16 protein-coding genes are annotated in these 20,081 nt (G+C 35.5%); 11 read left to right on the top strand and 5 right to left on the bottom strand.

Annotation, left to right across the window (positions count from 1 at the left end):
• Window positions 1-4 precede the first annotated feature (4 nt).
• The 11 genes from NAAC61_RS04485 (at window position 5) to NAAC61_RS04435 (ending at window position 14,339) form a co-directional block, all read left to right on the top strand.
• Window positions 5-685: a uracil-DNA glycosylase gene (locus NAAC61_RS04485; RefSeq protein ID WP_012209154.1), complete on the top strand. Its 681-nt coding sequence runs from the start codon at window positions 5-7 to the stop codon at window positions 683-685.
• Window positions 682-2,376 carry an AAA family ATPase gene (locus tag NAAC61_RS04480; RefSeq protein WP_202695380.1) on the top strand — a complete coding sequence of 565 codons (1,695 nt, stop codon included), beginning with the start codon at window positions 682-684 and terminating at the stop codon, window positions 2,374-2,376. Before NAAC61_RS04485 ends, NAAC61_RS04480 begins: the two co-directional genes overlap by 4 nt.
• Window positions 2,360-4,207, top strand: coding sequence for a hypothetical protein (locus tag NAAC61_RS04475; RefSeq protein WP_337919730.1), 1,848 nt, complete (start codon window positions 2,360-2,362; stop codon window positions 4,205-4,207). Before NAAC61_RS04480 ends, NAAC61_RS04475 begins: the two co-directional genes overlap by 17 nt.
• Window positions 4,204-4,821 (top strand): methylated-DNA--[protein]-cysteine S-methyltransferase, encoded by a 618-nt coding sequence (locus tag NAAC61_RS04470; protein WP_121567385.1) that lies wholly within the window; start codon window positions 4,204-4,206, stop codon window positions 4,819-4,821. Before NAAC61_RS04475 ends, NAAC61_RS04470 begins: the two co-directional genes overlap by 4 nt.
• Before the next feature lie 119 nt (window positions 4,822-4,940).
• The gene (locus tag NAAC61_RS04465) at window positions 4,941-6,251 is read left to right on the top strand and encodes a nicotinate phosphoribosyltransferase (RefSeq protein WP_103065900.1); all 1,311 of its coding nucleotides are present in this window, start codon (window positions 4,941-4,943) and stop codon (window positions 6,249-6,251) included.
• Between the two features lie 21 nt (window positions 6,252-6,272).
• A complete protein-coding gene (locus NAAC61_RS04460) occupies window positions 6,273-6,887 on the top strand; it encodes a hypothetical protein (RefSeq protein ID WP_202695378.1) in 615 nt (204 codons plus the stop codon).
• Window positions 6,888-6,902: 15 nt separating this feature from the next.
• Window positions 6,903-7,844 carry an enolase C-terminal domain-like protein gene (locus NAAC61_RS04455; RefSeq protein WP_121958818.1) on the top strand — a complete coding sequence of 314 codons (942 nt, stop codon included), beginning with the start codon at window positions 6,903-6,905 and terminating at the stop codon, window positions 7,842-7,844.
• A gap of 138 nt (window positions 7,845-7,982) precedes the next feature.
• On the top strand, window positions 7,983-9,353 hold the full coding sequence (locus NAAC61_RS04450; RefSeq protein WP_202695377.1) for an ATP-binding protein: 1,371 nt from the start codon (window positions 7,983-7,985) through the stop codon (window positions 9,351-9,353).
• A 744-nt stretch (window positions 9,354-10,097) separates the two neighbouring features.
• The gene (locus NAAC61_RS04445; RefSeq protein WP_103065689.1) at window positions 10,098-10,595 is read left to right on the top strand and encodes a MarR family winged helix-turn-helix transcriptional regulator; all 498 of its coding nucleotides are present in this window, start codon (window positions 10,098-10,100) and stop codon (window positions 10,593-10,595) included.
• Window positions 10,592-12,325: an ABC transporter ATP-binding protein gene (locus NAAC61_RS04440; RefSeq protein ID WP_121958815.1), complete on the top strand. Its 1,734-nt coding sequence runs from the start codon at window positions 10,592-10,594 to the stop codon at window positions 12,323-12,325. Before NAAC61_RS04445 ends, NAAC61_RS04440 begins: the two co-directional genes overlap by 4 nt.
• A 157-nt stretch (window positions 12,326-12,482) precedes the next feature.
• The gene (locus NAAC61_RS04435; RefSeq protein WP_237729767.1) at window positions 12,483-14,339 is read left to right on the top strand and encodes an ABC transporter ATP-binding protein; all 1,857 of its coding nucleotides are present in this window, start codon (window positions 12,483-12,485) and stop codon (window positions 14,337-14,339) included.
• 267 nt (window positions 14,340-14,606) lie between these two features.
• On the opposite strand, the gene NAAC61_RS04430 is transcribed toward NAAC61_RS04435, so the two are convergent.
• From NAAC61_RS04430 to NAAC61_RS04410, 5 genes are all read right to left on the bottom strand, one after another.
• On the bottom strand, window positions 14,607-15,542 hold the full coding sequence (locus NAAC61_RS04430; RefSeq protein WP_202695376.1) for an ABC transporter permease: 936 nt from the start codon (window positions 15,540-15,542) through the stop codon (window positions 14,607-14,609).
• Between the two features lie 62 nt (window positions 15,543-15,604).
• Window positions 15,605-16,636, bottom strand: coding sequence for an ABC transporter ATP-binding protein (locus tag NAAC61_RS04425; RefSeq protein WP_121515167.1), 1,032 nt, complete (start codon window positions 16,634-16,636; stop codon window positions 15,605-15,607).
• Window positions 16,629-17,600, bottom strand: coding sequence for an ABC transporter ATP-binding protein (locus NAAC61_RS04420; RefSeq protein WP_121958812.1), 972 nt, complete (start codon window positions 17,598-17,600; stop codon window positions 16,629-16,631). Before NAAC61_RS04420 ends, NAAC61_RS04425 begins: the two co-directional genes overlap by 8 nt.
• 6 nt (window positions 17,601-17,606) lie before the next feature.
• Window positions 17,607-19,016 carry an ABC transporter permease gene (locus NAAC61_RS11190; RefSeq protein ID WP_233187705.1) on the bottom strand — a complete coding sequence of 470 codons (1,410 nt, stop codon included), beginning with the start codon at window positions 19,014-19,016 and terminating at the stop codon, window positions 17,607-17,609.
• A complete protein-coding gene (locus tag NAAC61_RS04410; RefSeq protein WP_121958811.1) occupies window positions 19,013-20,062 on the bottom strand; it encodes an ABC transporter permease in 1,050 nt (349 codons plus the stop codon). The genes NAAC61_RS11190 and NAAC61_RS04410 overlap by 4 nt, the downstream gene beginning before the upstream one ends.
• Window positions 20,063-20,081 lie beyond the last annotated feature (19 nt).

The following is a 20,081-nucleotide window of genomic DNA, read 5'->3' as shown; positions in this document are numbered from 1 at the left end:
ATTAATGTTCCTATACGGCAACGAGGAAAAACAAAAGAATATCGAAATGATCGCCAAAAGGATAGAGGTATGTGAAAAGTGTCCCTTGAATCTTACAAGAACTAATACTGTGCCAGGTTCCGGAAACGTTGATTCACCAATAATGTTTGTAGGTGAAGGTCCTGGTGCAGATGAAGACGCTTTGGGAGAACCTTTCGTTGGAAGAGCGGGACAACTTTTAGAAAAGATGCTCAAAGAGTATGCAAAATTGGAAAGAAACGATGTCTTCATCACAAACATAGTTAAATGTCGTCCTCCTCAAAATAGGGTTCCCACACAAGAAGAGGTTAAAAGTTGTCAATCCTATCTTGATGGGCAAATAATTGTTATCAAACCAAAAATAATCGTAACCCTTGGCAATACACCGCTGTATTATTTTACGGGTGAATCTAAGATAACTCAATCGCGTGGACGTTTCTTCAACTGGTATGGAGACATTAAAATCTTTCCAACTTTTCATCCAAGTTACCTCTTAAGAAACCAAAGTTCTACTAAAGGATCTCCAAAATGGTACGCATACCTGGATATGAGGATAATCGGGATCATGTACAGAGCATTAAAACAAGGTAAGGATGTTGAAGAGGTTACTAAAACGGTTGAAGAGAAGATCAAAAGCCTCGAAAATGCTGGAGGGAGTCAAACTTGAAACTCTTATCCCTAGAGATAGAGGGTTTTAAAAGTTTTGGCAGAAGAACATATTTTAATTTAGATAAAAATATTATCGCGATAATCGGTCCAAACGGATCGGGTAAATCAAACATTGTAGACGCGATTAGATGGTTATTAGGAGAGCAATCTCAAAAACAGATGAGAATATCAGAAAAAAACGATGTATTGCACATAGGAAGCAATGGAAGTGACTCTTCCAACTATGCAAAAGTTTCGCTAGTAGTACAAAACGACAACGATGAAAAAATTAAAATCTCAAAAATATTGGAGAAAGACGAATCCAACAAGTACTATGTAAACAACAAAGTCGCCACCCTTAAAGAAGTGCAAAATGTATTCAACAAAGGAACCGGGAAAAGCTTTTACTCGATTATTGGACAGGGCCAAATTGGTGAAATAGTTAACTCCTCGCCTGAAAATATTAGAGATATCGTGTTGGATGCTTCAAACATAGCCACGTACTTAGAAAAAAAAGAAATATCGATCAATCTATTGAATAAGACAACTGAAAATTTAGACAGAATCAACGATTTACTATTCGTTGTAGATAAGAGATTAAAATCTTTATCCATTAGGGCTGGAAGGGCAAAAAAATACCTTGAATATCGTAATGAAATCAAAAGAATAGGAAAAATGTATTTTGGTGCTTCTAAAATATCTTTTCTAAAAAAGATAGAAACATATCAAAAGGAGATACAAGAAAATTCTCAAAGAATGAAATCCCTGCTATCAGAGCTTTTCGAAGTAGAACGAAGCTACAGAAATTTAAAAAGCGAAATAGAAGATACTGACAAACAACTCTCCATCAACGGAGACATGGTAGAAAACTACAGGCAAAGGGTTCAAACGATAGAAAATGAAAAAAACCATTTAACAGAAGAACTGAATGAGAACAACTCTTCAATAATAAGCAAAGAGTGGGAATTAAACTCTTTAGAAGAAAAAATGAACAAGCTTGAACAACAGTTAAAAGAACTCTCTAAAAACGAAAGAGATTTTAGAGAAATAGAAGAAAAAACCCAAAACAAAACAAACCTTATAAACGAAAAAAAGAATAGTATTATACAGGAAATAGAAAAACAAGAAGAATCGCTCAAAACCTTAGAATCCGAATTATCAAAGGCATCTCAAGAAAAAGAACGAAAAGAAACAGAACTAAAAAACCTCCAAACAACATACAGCAGTAACCAAGAAAGAATTAACTTACTAAAAGATCAAATAAATACCTTGAAAACAAAATTAGAAAACAATTTACAAAAAATGAAAGAAATAGAAGAACTACTCTCTCATACAAAAGGCACTGAAATTCAATTAGAACAAAGATTAAAAAAGAAATTCGACGAGTTAAAACACACGGAAAACTCTTACAATACCCTTTTATCAGAAATTGACTCTCTTCAACAAAATGAAAAGAATCTGTTTTACACATATCAATCTTTAACCAGGCAGATCAACGAATACGAAGGATTCTCAACAACGATAAAAGAATTTTTCAAAGTCTTCAAAGATGACGATAACGTAGTGGATGTCGTTGCCAATTTAATTAACACAGAAGAAAAATATGAAGAAGCGGTCTCGACAATAGCCAGTTCAAGAATACAAAACATAGTAATAAAAAAATTCGTCGAAGGCAAAAGAGTATTTGGATCTTGTGAAAAAAGGCAATAATGGAAAAATCACCCTTCTTCCACTTGATCTATTAAGGACTGAAGTACGATTACCAAAAAACTTCTTAAAAGAACCCGGCACCATAGACTTTGTAATCAATTTAGTAAACTACACTCAAGAATATCGAAAGGTTATGGAGTACGTTTTCTCTAACTCACTGTTAGTCGATAATATCGAAACAGCTATAAAAATATCGAAAATGAAGTATCCTGGAAATATTGTCACTCTCAGCGGCGAGTTAGTCTACTCTTCTGGTGCCATAACCGGAGGAAAATCTAAATACGATCATTCTTCTACGGTTCTTAAAAGAAAAAGAGAGATCTCTGAAATAGAAGAAGATCTTAACAAAATCAGAAACGACCTTGCAAACAAACAAACCCTATACAACAAAGTAAAAGAAAAACTTAATCTTCAAAAAGAAGAATTAGAATCAACAAAAGACGAGTTAAGGCAAGCAACAGTAACAAAAAACGCACATGACCTTGACTACAAAAAAATAAAGGAAGAAATTAAAAATCTGCAAGAAAGTATAACTTTCTACAACGAAAGATTAGCAAACTATGAAGAAAAAACCAAAACCCTTGATCAAGAGATACAATCATTAAAAATGGAAATCGAAAATAACCATCAAAATACTACTCAAACGACTAAGAAAATGCAACAAATCGAAGAAACCATCAAAGAAAAAAGAACCTTACTCAATCAAGTAGAAAAAGAGCTTATAGGTCAAGAAATGGAGTTAAAGAGCATAAAAGAAAAGTACGAATACTACAAAAATCAAAAGTCAGCAATTGAAAATGAATTAAAAGAAATAAAAATTAAACAGCAAAAAACAAAAGAATCCTTTGATAGCTTAAAAGAAAAGAACGATAAAATAAACCAAGCCATAAACGAACTCAATAAAGAAAAAGACTCTCTCAACAACGAAATTTCAAAATTATTTGAACTGATGAAACAAAGTAGGACAGGCAAATACGACAAGGCCAAAGACTTGGAAAATTATGAAAATCGTATAGACAAGTTAAAAACTGAAATAAATACAATAAAACAAAAAAATCAAGAGATTGAATTTGAAATAAAAGAAGCCAACCACAACATACAATTCCTAAACGAAAAAGCCCAAAACTTAGAAATTAACGAAGAAGAGTTCGAGCTAAAAGAATTACCCGAAAAAGACATCCAGGCACTTGGGAACAAACAAAAAGAATTGGAAAGTTCATTAAAAAAGCTAGGTTCGGTTGATTTAACTGTTTTAGACGAATACGAAGAAGTAGAAAAAGAATACCAAGAAAATCTAAAAAACAAAGAAGACATAATGAAATCCATAAATTCTCTTAAACAAAGTATAAAAAATCTAGACGAAGAAGCTCAACGACAATTCAACACATTTTTTAACAATCTGAACAAAGAATTCTCATTCTTCATCTCAAAACTTTTTCCAAATGGATACGGTGAACTCAGGTTAATTGGTGAGGGCAAAGAGTTTGAAAAAGGGATCCAAATATCTGTAAAAAAATCTGGGATGAACTTTCAAAAGCTCTCTCTCTTTTCAGGAGGAGAAAAAGCTCTCATAGCTATAGCTTTTCTCTTCTCACTCATGAATCTAAACCCGAGTCCTTTTTATATACTAGATGAAATCGATGCCCCTTTGGATGACCTAAACGCTGCCAAAATATCAGACTTAATATTAGAGAACTCTAAAAAGTCTCAATTTTTGATAATAACCCACAATAAAATAGTGATGGAAATTGCCGAGCTTTTTTACGGAATAACCATGAGGGAAGGAACTACGTACATAGTTCCCGTTGATTTCAAGGAGTTGGAAAGATGAAAGCCGTAATAGGAACTCCTATCGGTAGTGTGATAATCTATGTCAAAAATGACAAAATAACTAAGATAAGGCTAACCTTTCAAAAAGAAGGGTGGGCTGCAAGACAAAAGAATAAAGATTTTCCTTCCTTAGACGGGTGGTCCGCCAGACAAAAGAATAAAGATTTTCCTTCCTTAAACGGGTCGGCTGCAAGACAAAAGAATAAAGATTTTCCTTCCTTAGACGGGTGGGCTGCGGGGCGAAGGGGCGCTAATAAAAATGAGAATTATTACAACTCGAAAACAAAGAAACATTTTGATATAATATATGCATATCTATATGGAGATCTCCAAAAAATCCCAAAAGAAATATTTGACTTCCCAGGTGAAACAGCTTTTGCAAAAAGGGTTTATGAAACTCTGTATAACACAAAAAAGGGAAGTGTAATTACCTACAAAGAATTGGCATCAAAGGCCGGAAATCCAAAAGCGTACAGAACTGTAGGAAATTTGATGAAGAAAAACCCTTTACCCATAATTATCCCGTGCCACAGGGTAATAAAAAGTGATGGCAGTATAGGAAAATTCAGTCCAACTATCAAGTGGAAAAAATATCTACTTGATTTAGAAAGATGAGAAATGGGTGAAGGGTAAAGCTCCTTTTCCTTATGGGCGGGCTGCGGGGCGAAGGGGCGCTAACACAAAGTTTTAGAATATATAAAAACGGCTAAAAAATTTATCAGAAGGTGGAAAAAATGGATTTAAACGATACTAATAAAAGATTACATCCAAAACTCTTTAAAGTACCCATCGACAAAATAAGAATGGGCTATTACACCGACAAATATTTCACAAGGTATGTAGAAGTCCTAAAAAAAGACAAAAGAAAAGTAAATGTAACCTATCAATTCTTCCCAAGGGCAGACTGTGTAGTAGTTGGACTAGACGAAGCGCTAGCTCTTTTAACTTACGGAACAGGTTACTACAAAGATGAAGAAAAGGCAAAAGAGATCTTTGATGAAATTTTAACCATAGAAAGAGCAATACAAGACGCCTCTACACGAATGGACAAAGAAGAACTTCTAAATTGCACAAATAAAAAATGGGACCTAAGAATGTTATTAAACAGTTTATGGGTAGATAAATGGGACGAAATAGAAGTATTAGCTTTAAACGATGGAGACGAAGCGAAGAGTATGGAACCTGTTTTCGTAATCGAGGGTAATCCTGTTTATTTTGGGTATTTGGAAACGCTTCTTTTAGGGGTAATGGCAAGGGCTTCTAGTACGGCTACCGCTGTAAAGAAAGTTGTCAATGCTGCCAAAGGAAAACCGATTTTATTTTTCAGTGCAAGATTCGACCATTTTTGGGTTCAAACAACCGACGGTTATGCAGCTTTGAAAGCTGGAGCCTTTGGGGTATCTACCGATGCAAACGCTGATTATTGGGGGGTTGAATCTCTAGGAACAATACCTCATGCCTTAATTGCCGCTTACAATGGTAACACCTCAGACGCAGCTATAGCTTTCAACAAATACATAGATGGTCACGTAAATAGAATGGTGTTAGTAGACTGGGACAACGACGTTATCGGAACCACCATCAAAGTAGCAAAAGACTTTTACGAACACATATACGGTGAAAAACCCAATATTGACAGGGGAGACTTGTCTAAGATAATTGGTGAAGGAAAAGACAAAATTTGGGCAGTTAGATTCGACACATCCGGATCCTTAAGGGACAAATCCGTTATTCCAAAAGACAAATCATCTTTAGGAGTTAACCCGGAGATGGTCTGGCGGGCGAGGAGAAAATTCGATGAACTAGGAATGAACAATTTAAAAATAATGGTCTCAGGGGGATTCAACCAAGAAAAAATTGATTTATTTGAAACCCTTGAAGTTCCCGTAGATCTCTACGGTGTTGGATCATCGTTACTGAAACAAAAAGTTGACTTCACAGCCGATATAGTAGAAGTCGATGGTAGGCCTTGTGCGAAAGTAGGAAGAAAAAAAGGAGACTTCTCACGATTAAAAGTCGTCGAAAAAAATTATTGGGAATACTAATGGAGGTATACTATGTTTTCAATGACACTCTTTCTAAGTCATTTTGTATCTGATTTTGCCTTTACCAACGTTTATTCTGATAAATTCTTGGACAAATCCAGTTATTATAAACATCTAATCTGGGTCTTATTGGTCTTTTTGGCTTTCAATTTTGATATGTTAACAGGATGGATGCTTTTAATAGTTTCACTTTCTGTCCTTCTTCACATAGGTATAGACTTATTAAGAATACAAAACAAAAACACCAACATTTACTTCGAAATCATATTTTTAGGGGCTTTTTTTCTTTGGTCATACCTATTCAGAAACTTTTTTCAAGATTCCTTCTTATCCAATATTTTTCAATTCTATATTGTAGGAATGATCGTAGCAACAAGTTTTGGAAGCTTCTTATTCAGAACTTTCAACTTATTCGAAAAAGAAAGAAAAGACACAATCGGTGCATCGGAAAGGTTAGCGATATTCATTTTTATAATGGCTCAAAACTATCTTTGGTCTATTATAGCACTAGGTGCTGGGTTGGCATACAAACTTATCTTTGTAAAAGAAAAGAATATAAAAGAGCTAATCTTATCGCCAACCTATGCAATATTAGTTTCCTTATTTTGGTTTTTACTCATGGAAAATATATACTAAGAAGGCTGAAAATTCATGAAAGAAAGAAAAAGAGACGTATATTACTGGCAAGAAAGAACAATCTTAAAAAATTTAAATATGGAATGGCAAGAGCATGCGATATTTAAATTCATAGACAAACAAGGAATTCAGGGGGTTGGGGCAGCCACCCCCAATTACTATTTTGGCGAAACATTTAAAACTACTATGGCGATATTGGAATTGATTAGAGACCTATTTGAAATGGAAGATGATATTGAAAATATCCCCAATATCGAAGAAAAATTCAATGAAAAGATAAAAAGAGACAACTCTTCAAAAACCGCTGTTTTTTTAGCCATTTTTGACTACCTAACAAACAAATACAATTACGACCCTATAAACTTACTCTTCCCCACTAAAAAAGGTATCTCACAAGAATCTCTCTTTAGGATTTTTTGGAAAAAAGACACCAATATCTTTGATTTACTTCCTGAAATTCAAAAAGATGAAGAAATTGTAAAGATAGAGTTCTTAGAAAAACCGTTGCTCTCAGAGTTTGAAAAAATATTGAAACTCTTCAAAAATAAAAAACTATGGATCGACCTGAGAGGTTTATTTTCCCAACATGAAATCAGACTCATTCTAAAACTTCTAAAAAGCTCGGAAATAATGGCTTTAGAGCAGCCAACACCAAAGTATAAAGAAAATACTTTAAGCAACCTACAAATAAACTACCCAATATTTTGGGATGAATCCATCGAACAGCCAGAAGATATAATCAGAGTATCAAATATTGCTTCAGGGGTCGTCTTAGACATCACCAAAGTTGGTGGATTAACCAACTTAAAAAAACACTATGACTTAGCCAATACCCTCAACTTGGAAACAGTCATCTCCACAAGAATAGAACACCCCATAAACCTAAACTGGTCCAACAAAATAAAAAAAGCATTCGATATAATAGATTTGAATATAGATCATTATATTGTGATATAATATACTGACGAGTAATATACTGATCAGTAATATACTCACCAGTATATTACTGATCAGTATATAAAGGTGGTATATCCTGAACTTTTATGATAGAGAAAAAATTAGATGGGTGGGGAGCGGGGCGAAGGGGCGCTATAAATGAATTTTTATGATAGAGACAAAGAATTAGAAGCTCTTAACAAAATCCTTAACTCTGAAGAAAAAAGATTCACTGTTTTATACGGAAGAAGAAGAATAGGCAAGACTTCTCTCATTAAAAAAGCCTATGAAAATCGTGAGAATTTTTTATATTTTTTTGTTGAAGTAAAAAGAGAAGAGGCACTGTTAAAAGAACTGAGTAGTCTTTTTTCTAAGGCAATTTACACAAATTGGTACGACCTTTTTACAGATCTTTTTGAAAGATTTGATCACATAATTTTTGATGAATTCCAAAATTTCTTTTTGGTAAATAGCGATATACTTTATTCTTTGCAACATGCTTGGGATGAAACAAAATACAACACAAAGCTTACGGTTTTGGGTTCATACACAGGACTCATCAAAAAAATATTTATGGAAGAAAAAATGCCATTATTTGGAAGAGTAAATAACTTTATTAATCTCAAAAAGTTCAACTTAAAAAGCGGACTAGAGATGTTATTCGACTTTGGTTACGATACTGAAGAAGCTTTAGAAATCTATAGCCTTGTAGGTGGTGTTCCCAAATATTTGTGGGGCTTTAAAGACAAAGATAATTTAAAAAATAAGATATACGAGTTATTCATCGCCGATTTTTCACCTTTCAAAGAAGAGTCTAAAAACATTTTAATTTTAGAATTTGGTTCTGAACATAGATCCTATTTTTCAATATTGGAAGCAATCGGGGGAGGCAATAAAACTCTCAAGGAGATAGAAGACATTTCAAAAATCCCTTCTACTTCCCTTTCAAAATATTTAAACGAACTAGTGAATAATTATGAGATTTTAAAAAAAGAAAACAGCATATTAGACAGAAAAAGAAGAAACGCAAGATATTCTATAAACGATGAATTTTTTGACTTTTACTTTAACCTCTTAAGTAGATACCTTTCAGAAATAGAATTCAATCCTAAAAGCGCATTAGAAAAAATATACCAACAATTGCCCACTCATATTGGCCATCAGTTTGAAAATATCTGCATACAATTTTTAAAAGAAAAACCCAATTATCCCGGTTTTCTCATTAATAATATAGGAAAAAGCTGGGGAAAGGTCCCTTATTCAAAAAACTTATCGTATGATATAGACATAGTAGCATATAACGACGACAACATCCTCTTCGGTGAATGCAAGTGGACTAATAAAAAAATGGGAATAAAAGATTTGGAGACACTGAAACTGAGAAGTAACTATGTAAACTTTGGAAACAAGAAAACAAAATACATCCTCTTTTCCAAATCTGGTTTTACACCAGAGTTACTCAAATTTCAAACTGACGACTTGTTTCTTCTAACTCCTGATAAAATGGTATCTGAATTATTTAAGGATTAATTGATCTTATGATACATTTGTTTAGTATTATAAATTTATCTTCTCGTCAACACTTCTCATAATGTTTTTAGCGCCCTTTCGCCAGGTAACTCACTCAAAAGATTAAGAGATGTATTCAAAAGATATAAACTATTAATCAAAATTTCAAATAAAACCTTGATATTTCAAAAAAAGATAGTATACTAATTATTAGTATGCTAATAGTTAGTGAGTTAATTATTAGCATACTAATAGAAAATAGCGTGCAGCGGAGCGGCGTAAAAAGGTGAAAATAGTGACTAAGCACAGCTTACAAAAAACGTTTGACTTTTAAAAGGGTTACAGGGCGAAGCCCTCACTCCACATAGTTTAAGGGACCGCGGGTCCCTTCCTTAAATGGGTGGGCTGCCGAATGAAAATGAAGAAATAAAGATTTTCTTCCTTATGGGTGGGGAGCGGGGTGAAAGGGCGCTAATAAAGACTCTTTTCCTCACGGGTGGGGAGCGTTTGCTGGAGTGTGCAAACTATGTTTTTTTGCAGCCTTATGCAAAAAGTTTTTTGCTGCTTCGTGCAAAACGTCTTTTTGTAATTGTTTTAGAATAATTTCCATACCCTCATTTGCTTCGCAAATGACGTATGCAAATGATGTTACGCGAATTTGGGGATCTTAAGGGGTTTACCCCTTAACGTCCGGCGCTAACACCAAGTTTTAGAATTTCTAAAAGCTGCAATCTAACTATAAGAGAAAAGAAGAGGAGAAAAGAAATGAAAGACAAAACACTTTGCACAGAAGATTTCCCTTTTGATGAACTCAATCCATCAACGATCAACGTTGTCCAACAATTCTTTCAAGTGATGAACCTACAAAGACAGTTAAATTTTAAGATCATGGCAGAAAAAGATGTCTATCCAGGGCAAGGAGTTTGCTTATGGCATATTTCGAAAAATCCTGGAATAAGTCAAATACATCTTGCAAAGCTCATGAATGTTGCTCCTCCAACCGTTTCGTTGATTCTCAAAAGGTTGGAAAAAATGGGGCTCATACTCCGCCAATCCGATCCAAATGACATGCGTACTCTTCAAATCTACTTAACTGAAGCCGGAGAAGAAGAAATAAAAAATTTAAAAACATCCTTTTCAAAGATGGTGAGATACAGCTTTGAAGGGTTATCAGATGAAGAACTCAACACATTTAACGAGTTACTAAAAAAAATATCCAACAACCTATCAAAACATTTACAAAAAGGAGAAGATCAAGGATGAGAACCATACTAAGCAAATATTTAAAACAGTATTATAAAGAAGTAATTTTGACATTGGTTTTACTCACCGTCCAAGCTGTCTCAAACTTATACCTACCAAACTTAAATGCAGACATTATCAACAACGGTGTTGCCAAAGGAGACCTCAATTACATCATGCAAGCCGGAGGAAAGATGTTGTTATTTTCCCTATTACTCGTTGGTGCTGCTGTAGGGGCGACATTTTTTGCCTCAAGAATCTCTGCAAAATTTGCCCAGGACTTACGCAGAGATCTTTATTATAAGGTAATGAGTTTCTCTCAAAACGATATAGACAAGTTTGGAACCGCCTCGTTGATAACAAGAAACACGAATGATGTATACCAAATTCAGATGTTGGTATTAATAATGTTGAATGTGATGATCCTTGCACCTATAATTTCAATAGGTGGCGCTATTATGGCTATTCGCCAAGACGTTGTCCTTTCTACTTCCCTTTTAGTGATAATTCCAGTGATGGGAATGGTTGTATTCTTCTTAATGCGTAAGGCAATCCCACTTTTTAGAAGCATGCAAGTAAAGCTCGATAACGTCAACCGTGTTCTGCGAGAAAAATTAATGGGCGTACGCGTCATCAGAGCTTTCGTGAAAGAAAAAAGTGAAGAAAAAAGATTCGATAAAGTTAATGACGACTTAACGCAAACCTCCATAAAAGTAAATAGATTATTAGCATTAGGTATGCCTCTTCTAATGCTCATCATGAACCTTTCAACCGTTAGCATTCTCTGGTTCGGTTCAATGCGAATAGACAGTGGGGCAATGCCAATAGGCAACTTGACAGCCTTCTTAACCTATATAATGGAAATACTCATATCAATAATGATGGCGATGATGATGTTTGTCATGTGGCCTCGTGCAGAAGCATCTGCCGATCGTATCAAAGAGGTATTAGAAACTGAACCTACAATTAATGAACCAGACAATCCTGTTCTTTTAAAAAGTAAAGAAGGTACTGTATCTTTTAAAAATGTGACATTCAAATACGAAGGTGCTGAGAAACCCGTATTAAGAAACATTTCTTTTGAGGCTAAACCAGGCAAAACTACGGCAATTGTAGGTAGTACCGGAAGCGGTAAAAGCACTCTTATAAACTTGATCCCACGCTTTTACGAAGTTACCGATGGGAAGATAGAAATCGACGGTGTAGATATTAGAGAACTGTCGATGGAAAATCTTAGAGACTCCCTAGGTTTTGTACCTCAAAAAGCTTATCTATTCAGTGGAACGATAGCTTCCAATCTAGCATATGGTAAGAAAGATGCAACGGAAGAAGAAATGTGGCATGCTTTAGAAATAGCCCAAGCGAAAGATTTTGTAGAAGAATTACCTGACAAACTACAAGCTCCAGTTGATCAAGGAGGAACGAACTTCTCCGGTGGTCAAAGGCAACGTTTATCGATTGCACGGGCAATTGTCAAAAAACCAAAGATCTATATATTCGACGATAGTTTCTCAGCTTTGGATAATCGAACCGATGCCAACCTTCGAGAAGCCCTAAAGGAAGAGACTAAAAACTCCACAGTTATAATAGTAGCTCAAAGGGTAAGTACCATACTTAATGCAGACTTAATAATCGTTCTAAACGACGATGGAACGATAGAAGGACAAGGAAAACATTCAGAACTTATGCAATCATGTGAAGTCTATAGAGAGCTTGTAAAATCCCAGTTACCAGAGGAGGAAACCGCATGAGTCCCAATAACACAAAAACTTCTAAAAGTTCAACCAATCGACCTATGGGGATGGGAATGGGAAGGCAGGAGGAGCAACTCCTGGGGAAAAACCAAAAAATTTTTGGGGTTCCTTAAAAAGATTACTTGGATATTTAAAACCTCAATTAGTACCTATTTTGTTCGTTGTTTCTTTTGCCGTTCTTGCTACAATCTTTATGATAACAGCCCCTAAGATAATAGGGAACGCCACCAATGTGTTATTCGAAGGTATAATAAGTAAAAATATGCCTGAAAATATGACAAAAGAAGAAGCTATACAAATGCTTAAACTCTCAGGCAATGATCAAATTGCTGAAATGATTGGGCCAATGAACATAATTCCAGGCCAGGGAGTGGATTATAACAAACTCGTACAAATCTTATTAACCCTCTTGGTAATTTATGGATTATCAGCCCTTTTTAATTGGCTACAGCAATATATGATGGCTGGTGTCTCTCAAAAATCCATCTATCGGCTCAGAAAAGAAGTTGACAACAAACTAGCAAAACTTCCACTTAAATATTTTGACAGTCATTCCCACGGTGATATTCTCAGTAGAGTGACCAACGATATTGATAACATAGGAAGAACGCTTCAACAAACGTTAATACAGATCATAACAGCTACTGTGACTATAATCGGTGTCATCGTTATGATGCTAACGATAAGTCCTTTGCTCACCTTAATAGCCTTGACGCTGATTCCTTTATCTCTAATTGTAACAATGTTCATCGTAAAAAAATCTCAGAAACAATTTGAAACGCAGTGGGACAGCACGGGAAAACTCAACGGTCATGTAGAAGAAACATATTCAGGTCATAACATTGTAAAAGTTTTCAACAAACAAAAAGAAGCTAAAGAAACATTCGACAAAGAAAACACCAGGTTATACCAAGCAAGTTTCAAATCTCAATTCATATCAGGCATAATAAGACCAGCAATAGCCTTTCTAAACAATCTTAACTACGTTGCTGTCAGTGTTATCGGAGGACTCAGAGTAGCAAACGGTCTGATGACACTTGGAGATGTACAGGCGTTCATCCAGTATTCAAGAATGTTTACCCAACCGATAGTTCAAACTGCTAATATTATAAATATTTTACAATCAACTATCGCTTCTGCCGAAAGAGTATTTGAATTCTTAGATGAAGAGGACGAAGTTCCTGATCCAGTCGATCCTGTAGAATTACCTGAAGTAGAAGGAAGAATAGCGTTTGAAAATGTATCTTTCAGTTATGACCCTAACAAACCTTTGATAGAAGGCTTAAACTTAGTTGTTCATCCTGGGGAAAATGTAGCGATAGTTGGACCAACAGGTGCAGGAAAAACAACACTTGTAAACCTTCTAATGAGATTCTACGATGTTACAGATGGAAGAATCACCTTAGACGGTGTTGACATTAGGCAAATGAGAAGATCAGATCTCAGAAAAAACTTTGGTATGGTCCTTCAAGATACCTGGCTTTTTGGAGGCACGATAAAAGAAAACATCGCATACGGTAAAGAAGATGCCTCTGATGAAGAGATCATACAAGCTGCTAAAGCGGCGTATGTAGATCATTTCGTGAGAACATTACCCCATGGTTACGACACAATAATAGATGAAGAAGCTTCGAACCTATCACAAGGTCAAAGACAATTGATAACCATCGCAAGGGCTTTCCTTGCAGACCCCAAAATTTTGATCTTGGATGAGGCAACAAGCTCTGTGGACACGCGTACAGAAACATTAATACAACAAGCTATGGAAAAATTGATGGAAGGGCGAACAAGCTTTGTAATTGCTCATAGATTATCTACAATCAGGAATGCCGACACGATCTTAGTAATGGATCATGGTTCCATTGTCGAAACTGGAAATCACGAAGAACTCATGAAAAATGAAGGCTTTTACTACAATCTCTATATGAGTCAATTTTTGGGAATCGATTTAAAAAAACCAATTAAAGAACCAAAAACATCACAAAAAAATATAGCTTCTGTCAAAAGCTAAACCCTCTCCACCCCAACTAAGTTGGGGTGTGGAATGGATGAAAGTAATAAAATAATTTCCGAAAATACGCCCTAAATGGGCGTTTTTTCAATTAAAAATTGCCAATAATTTCCACTTCGGAATTATATGATGTTATTGATTTTTTCAAATCACATAATGTAGAAATAGTGAGCATAGAAAAGCAAATGGTGAATTTTGAAAAGATATTCATCTCGTATACTAATGGGGATAGGGGAAGACAAAACTAAACTCTGGGCGGGATTTTATTCACTCTTTCCCGCCAACTTTTATTCTAGGGTCAAGCACCCCGTAAATTAAATCTAAAATTACAATACCGCAGATGTATAAAAGAGTTGTAAAAGACAAATTACCCAAAAGAACTGGAATATCATCTTGTTGAATAGCAGCCCAAAAAAGGTTCCCCATTCCAGGCCAATTAAAAATACCTTCGATGATCAATGCCCCAGAAAAAGAATCGAGCACAGATAAAACCGACATTGTTAAGATTGGAGGAGCAGAAGCTCTTAAAGCATGCCCAAACAAAACTTTTCTTTCAGGAATACCCCTAGCCCTTGCGGAAATTATGAAATCATTCTGGAGATTTGTTAACACGATATTTCTTGATAAATATGCTCTACCCCAAAAACGAAAAAAAACAAGCGTAGTTAAAGGTAGAATTAAATGATACACAATATCGGCAAATCTTTTTATAAACCCCACAGGAGGCGGGATGCTAAATATACCACCAGAAGGAAATAAAGGCATTTTGAAAGAAAAAAACATGATCATTACCAGTCCAACCCACCATGTTGGAAGGCCGTAAAAAATCATTGTAAGTATCGAAGTTGTTTTGTCCATGAATCCTCCTGCTTTTTGAGCCTTTTTTATGCCCAGGTATACCCCCAAGAAAATATCTATGATAATAGCCATAGTAAAAAGAAGCATGGTATTAGGTACTCTTTCTAAGATAATTTTAATGACGTCAGTTTCTCCTTTAAAAGATCTTATATACATAGATTGACCATAATTAAAAGTGATCGTATCGAACCAATCAGAGAAAATCTCGGGTAATATTGGTCCTTCCAAAAGGTAGCTATAGTGAAGTTTAAACATGACGTTGAAAAGTACAGCATACACAAAAATAATAACAAAATAAATCATAACCCCCATTAGCATTCTTTTAAAAGCGTATCTCCAATACATAAATGTAACCACCTTTATATCTTTTCAGTAAAATTAAAAAACCCCACATTTGTGGGGATTTTTCAAACCTTTTCTACTTCCTGATCTATCTCTTTGTACCTATAACAAGCAACGTAGTGACCGTTTGAATCTTCTACCAACTCTGGATCATCCACATTCTCAAAACATTCGGGCTGTGCATAAATACACCTTGGATGGAATCTACATCCTTTTGGTATATTTGCTGCAGATGGGATCTCTCCTTTTATTGGTAATTCTTTTATTACGTTTTCTTTTCCAGGTAAAGGTTCTGGTACTGCTTCTATCAAAGCTTTGGTGTATGGATGTAGAGGTCTTTCAATTATTTCGTCAGCATCGCCTAACTCAACTATTCTTCCAAGATACATAACAGCAATCCTGTCGCAAAAATATCTCGCGGTTGATAAGTCATGAGTTATGTATAGATACGTAAGCCCTAAATCTTGCTGAACATCTTTCATCATGTGGAGAATTTCTGCCCTAGTTGATAAATCGATCATAGAAACGGGTTCATCCGCTATTATGAAATCCGGAGAAAGAACTAAGGTCCTTGCCGTTGCAACTCTTTGCCTTTGCCCTCCGCTGAGCATGTGAGGATATCTATCCATAAACTCTTCAGGAGGCGTCAATTTAACTTCATTTAGAACATTCTTTGCTATCTCTTCAATTTCATTAGGATCTTTGGTTTTGTTATGAATGATCAAAGGTTCTGCCAAAACATCTCTAACTCTAAACCTTGGATTCATCGAAGAGTAAGGATCCTGAAAAATCATTTGTACATCTTCTTTATACTTCTTAATTTCCTCAGTGGAAGACAAAAAAGTAACATCTTCACCCTTAAATATTATTTGGCCCTCTGTGGGTTCTTCTAATTTCATCAATAATCTACCCGTCGTTGATTTTCCACAACCAGATTCTCCAATTAAGCCAAATATCTCTCCCTTTCTTATATCAAAACTTACATTATCCACCGCTCTAACCCATCTTCGTTTCCCTTGAAACACTTCTGAAACGGTTCTTCGCAAGGGAAACCACTTTTTTAAATTTTTAATGCTCAATATGATTTCATCATTCATCGAAACACCTCCAACAAGCTGCAAAATGTCCGGGTTCAATTTCTTTTAAAGGTGGTTCTTCTACTGCACATCTATCGAAAGCAACCGGACAACGCTCATGGAATCGACATCCACTGGGTGGATTGAGCAAATCAGGTGGTACACCAGGTATAAAGGCTAATTCTTCAACTTTTTTATGTAAACGAGGTGTAGCTCCCAGCAAACCTTTTGTATACGGATGTGCTGGTCCCTGGGGACCATAAATATGATGATTTTCTCCTATTTCAGCTATCTTACCTGCATACATCACCATTATCCTGTCCGCTACTTCCGCTTCAGTAGCTAAATCATGGGTTATAAAGATAAAAGACAAATTAAGATCCTTTTTTAGCCTTTTCAGAAGATTTATTATTTGAGCTTGAACGATAACATCTAACGCCGTAGTAGGCTCATCGGCAATAACGACTTTAGGCTCTAAAAACAACGCCGTTGCGATTACAACACGTTGTTTCATACCTCCAGATAATTCATGAGGATATCTCTTCAAAATATCCTCTGATAAACCCACCTGGTTTAAATATTTTTTAATTATAGCCAGAGCCTTTTCTTCTTCCATCTCCCTGTGAGTTTGAAGGGTTTCCAGCATCTGTTTTTTAATGGTATAAACAGGGGTCAAACTATTCATGGCCCCTTGAAACACCATGGAAATCTTCTCCCACCTAACTCTTTTACGCAAAACTGATTCTTTTAAAGGAACTATATTTTCTCCATCTATATTAATCTCACCACTTACAATCTTGCCTGGAGGGTTTGGCATTCTCAAAAGACCCATGCCCAAAGTCGTTTTACCACATCCTGACTCTCCAACAAGACCTAATGTTTCACCTTCTCTCAGAGAAAAGCTTACATCGTCTAAACCTTTTACAACACCTTTTCTTGTATAATAGTACACTTTTAAATTTTTAACATTTAAAATATCATTCATTCATATCTACCTCGTTCTCAATTTTGGATTTAAGATGGTGTCCATTGCAAAGCCTAAAAAGGCAAAAGTCATACCTACTAAAGCAATAGCAATTCCAGGAGACACAACCCACCACCAAAGACCATTCGTTACGGCACCACCGTTCATAGCATCGTGGAGAATTTGTCCCCATGTTACTATGGTCGCATCCCCCAAACCAAGCAAACTAACAGTTGCCTCGTAAAGAATGGCACTAGGAACATTCAAAGCCATACTCGCAAAGGAGTATGGAATCAAGATTGGAACCATATGTTTGAAAATAATTCTTCTGTGTGAAGCACCTAAAGCTTTTGCCGCTTCAACATATGTTTCTTCTTTTATTTGTAAAGCCATGCTCCTCACTGTTTTAACAGGACCTACCCAAAAAAACAAACTCATCATAAGAATCAGGCTCCAAATAGAAGGGCTAAATATTGCTGATAAAACAATTAAAACAGGAAGGAGAGGTATGTTGATGAAAATTTCCCAAATTCTTTGCATTATAGAATCAACTATACCACCATAATACGCAGAAACAACTCCGTAAATAACTCCTACTGACACTGAAATAGCAGATGTCATAAGCCCTATGAACAATGCCCATTTAATGCCTGCCAACAAACCACTCCAAACATCCCTTTTAGCGTTATCTGTACCAAGCAAACCAGAAACGCTTCCTGAAACAACTAACCTTGTGTCTTCAATAACAGTTTCTTCTGTCATTTTCATTAGATTAATATTTAGCTTGTAAGTTCCCTTTAACGGAGTTGGATTTGAAAAAAGTTCACCATCTGCTTGTGAAAAAAGCACAGTATTTACGTCAACTCTCGGGGGGAGGTTTTGCACATATCTCCTTGCAAAGCTTCTAACGTTGTTACTTGATTCATTAACAAGTGATACTCTAAAATCTCTTTCAGTGTTCGAAGTAAAACTTTTATTCACTAAATTGATTGTATTACCATCTGGCCGTTCAAGCACCATATTCAAACTAAAGTTACCTTTAAAAGTCCCTCTATAGATTAGATCAACAGGAGGAATATCATAATCGTAATCATACTCTATAACTGTATTTAAAATACTTATTGGACCAGAAATATTTTGTTCTGTATATTCTAAATCTTCAATATATTCAGTTGGAGTATAATCCTTTTGAGAAAACCAATTTATCCAAACGGGAGGAACGCTTCTAGGATTATCTTCCCAATATGTTATATCTCTCCACCTTGTAGAAGCTTCGGGGAAAGGGGTTAAAAACGGTTCAAAAATGACTAAAAATATAAAAAGAAGTAAAAGAATTATTCCAGCTATACCAAATTTAACTTGCTTGAACTCATTCCAAAAATCTTTTAACTGTTTAGTATAGCGTTTTGTTTTATTGTTTGTCTTTATTTTATTCACGCTTTCCCACCAACTTTTATTCTAGGGTCTAAGAAACCGTATATCAAATCCAAAACGACGATACCAGAAATATATATGAGCGTTGTTATTGAAAGGTTACCTAAAAGAACGGGGATATCATTCATCTGAACCGCTGACCAATAAAGGTTCCCCATTCCAGGCCAACTGAATATACCTTCAAACACCAGTGCTCCAGAAAAAGAAGCTAACAAGGATAAAAGGGACATGGTTAAAATAGGGGGTGCAGAGGTTCTTAAGGCATGACCGTATAAAACTGTTCTTTCCGGAATACCCCTTGCCCTTGCAGACATTATGAAATCCTCTTGCAAATTTCCTAAAACTATATTTCTAGTTAAATAAGCCCTTCCCCAAAAACCTATGAACACCAAAGTAATTACAGGCAAAGCCATATGATACAACGTATCAAACAGCCTTCCAAAAAAGGTTGTTGGAGGTGGGACACTGTTCATACCTCCAGATGGGAAAATAGGTATTGCAAATGCAAACAACATTATCATGACCATCCCAAACCACCAAGATGGCAGACCGTATACCCCCATAGTTATTATAGAAGTAGTCTTATCCATTGTTCTTCCAGCTTTCTGGGCTTTTTTTATCCCCAACCATACACCAATCAAAATATCGATAATTATCGCAGTGGTAAACAACATCAAGGTATTGGGAATTCTTTCTAAAACTATTTTAAGTACGTCTGTTTCACCCTCAAAAGACCTCATTACAGTTGAATTCCCATAATTGAAAGTCAACGTATCGATAGCCCTCCAAAAAATTCTGGAAAGCACCGGATCATCTAAGTGGTATAACTGACGAAGTTCGCTGATCCTTCTCTGCCTGTATTCTAACAAATATTGAGGATCTGTTCCTACCTGTGACATCTTCATCATTTCACCGTTTACTTGTTCGACTATTTGACTATTTAACGTCTGATCCATTACCGTGTTAAATAAAGCCGAATATATAAAAATGATGACAACGTAGATTAAAACACCCATCAATATTCTTCTTACTGCATATCTCCAATACATACAGTTAATCACCTCTGTA

This window comes from Petrotoga sp. 8T1HF07.NaAc.6.1 (assembly GCF_016772115.1).
Classification (GTDB): domain Bacteria; phylum Thermotogota; class Thermotogae; order Petrotogales; family Petrotogaceae; genus Petrotoga; species Petrotoga mobilis.
This window is presented reverse-complemented; position numbering and strand designations above follow the sequence as displayed.

Excerpts from the sequence above, each read along its gene's own strand:
- NAAC61_RS04485 (WP_012209154.1), top strand. The coding sequence starts at position 5 with ATGTTCCTATACGGCAACGAGGAAAAACAAAAGAATATCGAAATGATC.
- NAAC61_RS04470 (WP_121567385.1), top strand. The coding sequence starts at position 4,204 with ATGAAAGCCGTAATAGGAACTCCTATCGGTAGTGTGATAATCTATGTC.
- NAAC61_RS04465 (WP_103065900.1), top strand. The coding sequence starts at position 4,941 with ATGGATTTAAACGATACTAATAAAAGATTACATCCAAAACTCTTTAAA.
- NAAC61_RS04460 (WP_202695378.1), top strand. The coding sequence starts at position 6,273 with ATGACACTCTTTCTAAGTCATTTTGTATCTGATTTTGCCTTTACCAAC.
- NAAC61_RS04455 (WP_121958818.1), top strand. The coding sequence starts at position 6,903 with ATGAAAGAAAGAAAAAGAGACGTATATTACTGGCAAGAAAGAACAATC.
- NAAC61_RS04450 (WP_202695377.1), top strand. The coding sequence starts at position 7,983 with ATGAATTTTTATGATAGAGACAAAGAATTAGAAGCTCTTAACAAAATC.
- NAAC61_RS04445 (WP_103065689.1), top strand. The coding sequence starts at position 10,098 with ATGAAAGACAAAACACTTTGCACAGAAGATTTCCCTTTTGATGAACTC.
- NAAC61_RS04440 (WP_121958815.1), top strand. The coding sequence starts at position 10,592 with ATGAGAACCATACTAAGCAAATATTTAAAACAGTATTATAAAGAAGTA.
- NAAC61_RS04430 (WP_202695376.1), bottom strand. The coding sequence starts at position 15,542 with ATGTATTGGAGATACGCTTTTAAAAGAATGCTAATGGGGGTTATGATT.
- NAAC61_RS04425 (WP_121515167.1), bottom strand. The coding sequence starts at position 16,636 with ATGAATGATGAAATCATATTGAGCATTAAAAATTTAAAAAAGTGGTTT.
- NAAC61_RS04420 (WP_121958812.1), bottom strand. The coding sequence starts at position 17,600 with ATGAATGATATTTTAAATGTTAAAAATTTAAAAGTGTACTATTATACA.
- NAAC61_RS04410 (WP_121958811.1), bottom strand. The coding sequence starts at position 20,062 with ATGTATTGGAGATATGCAGTAAGAAGAATATTGATGGGTGTTTTAATC.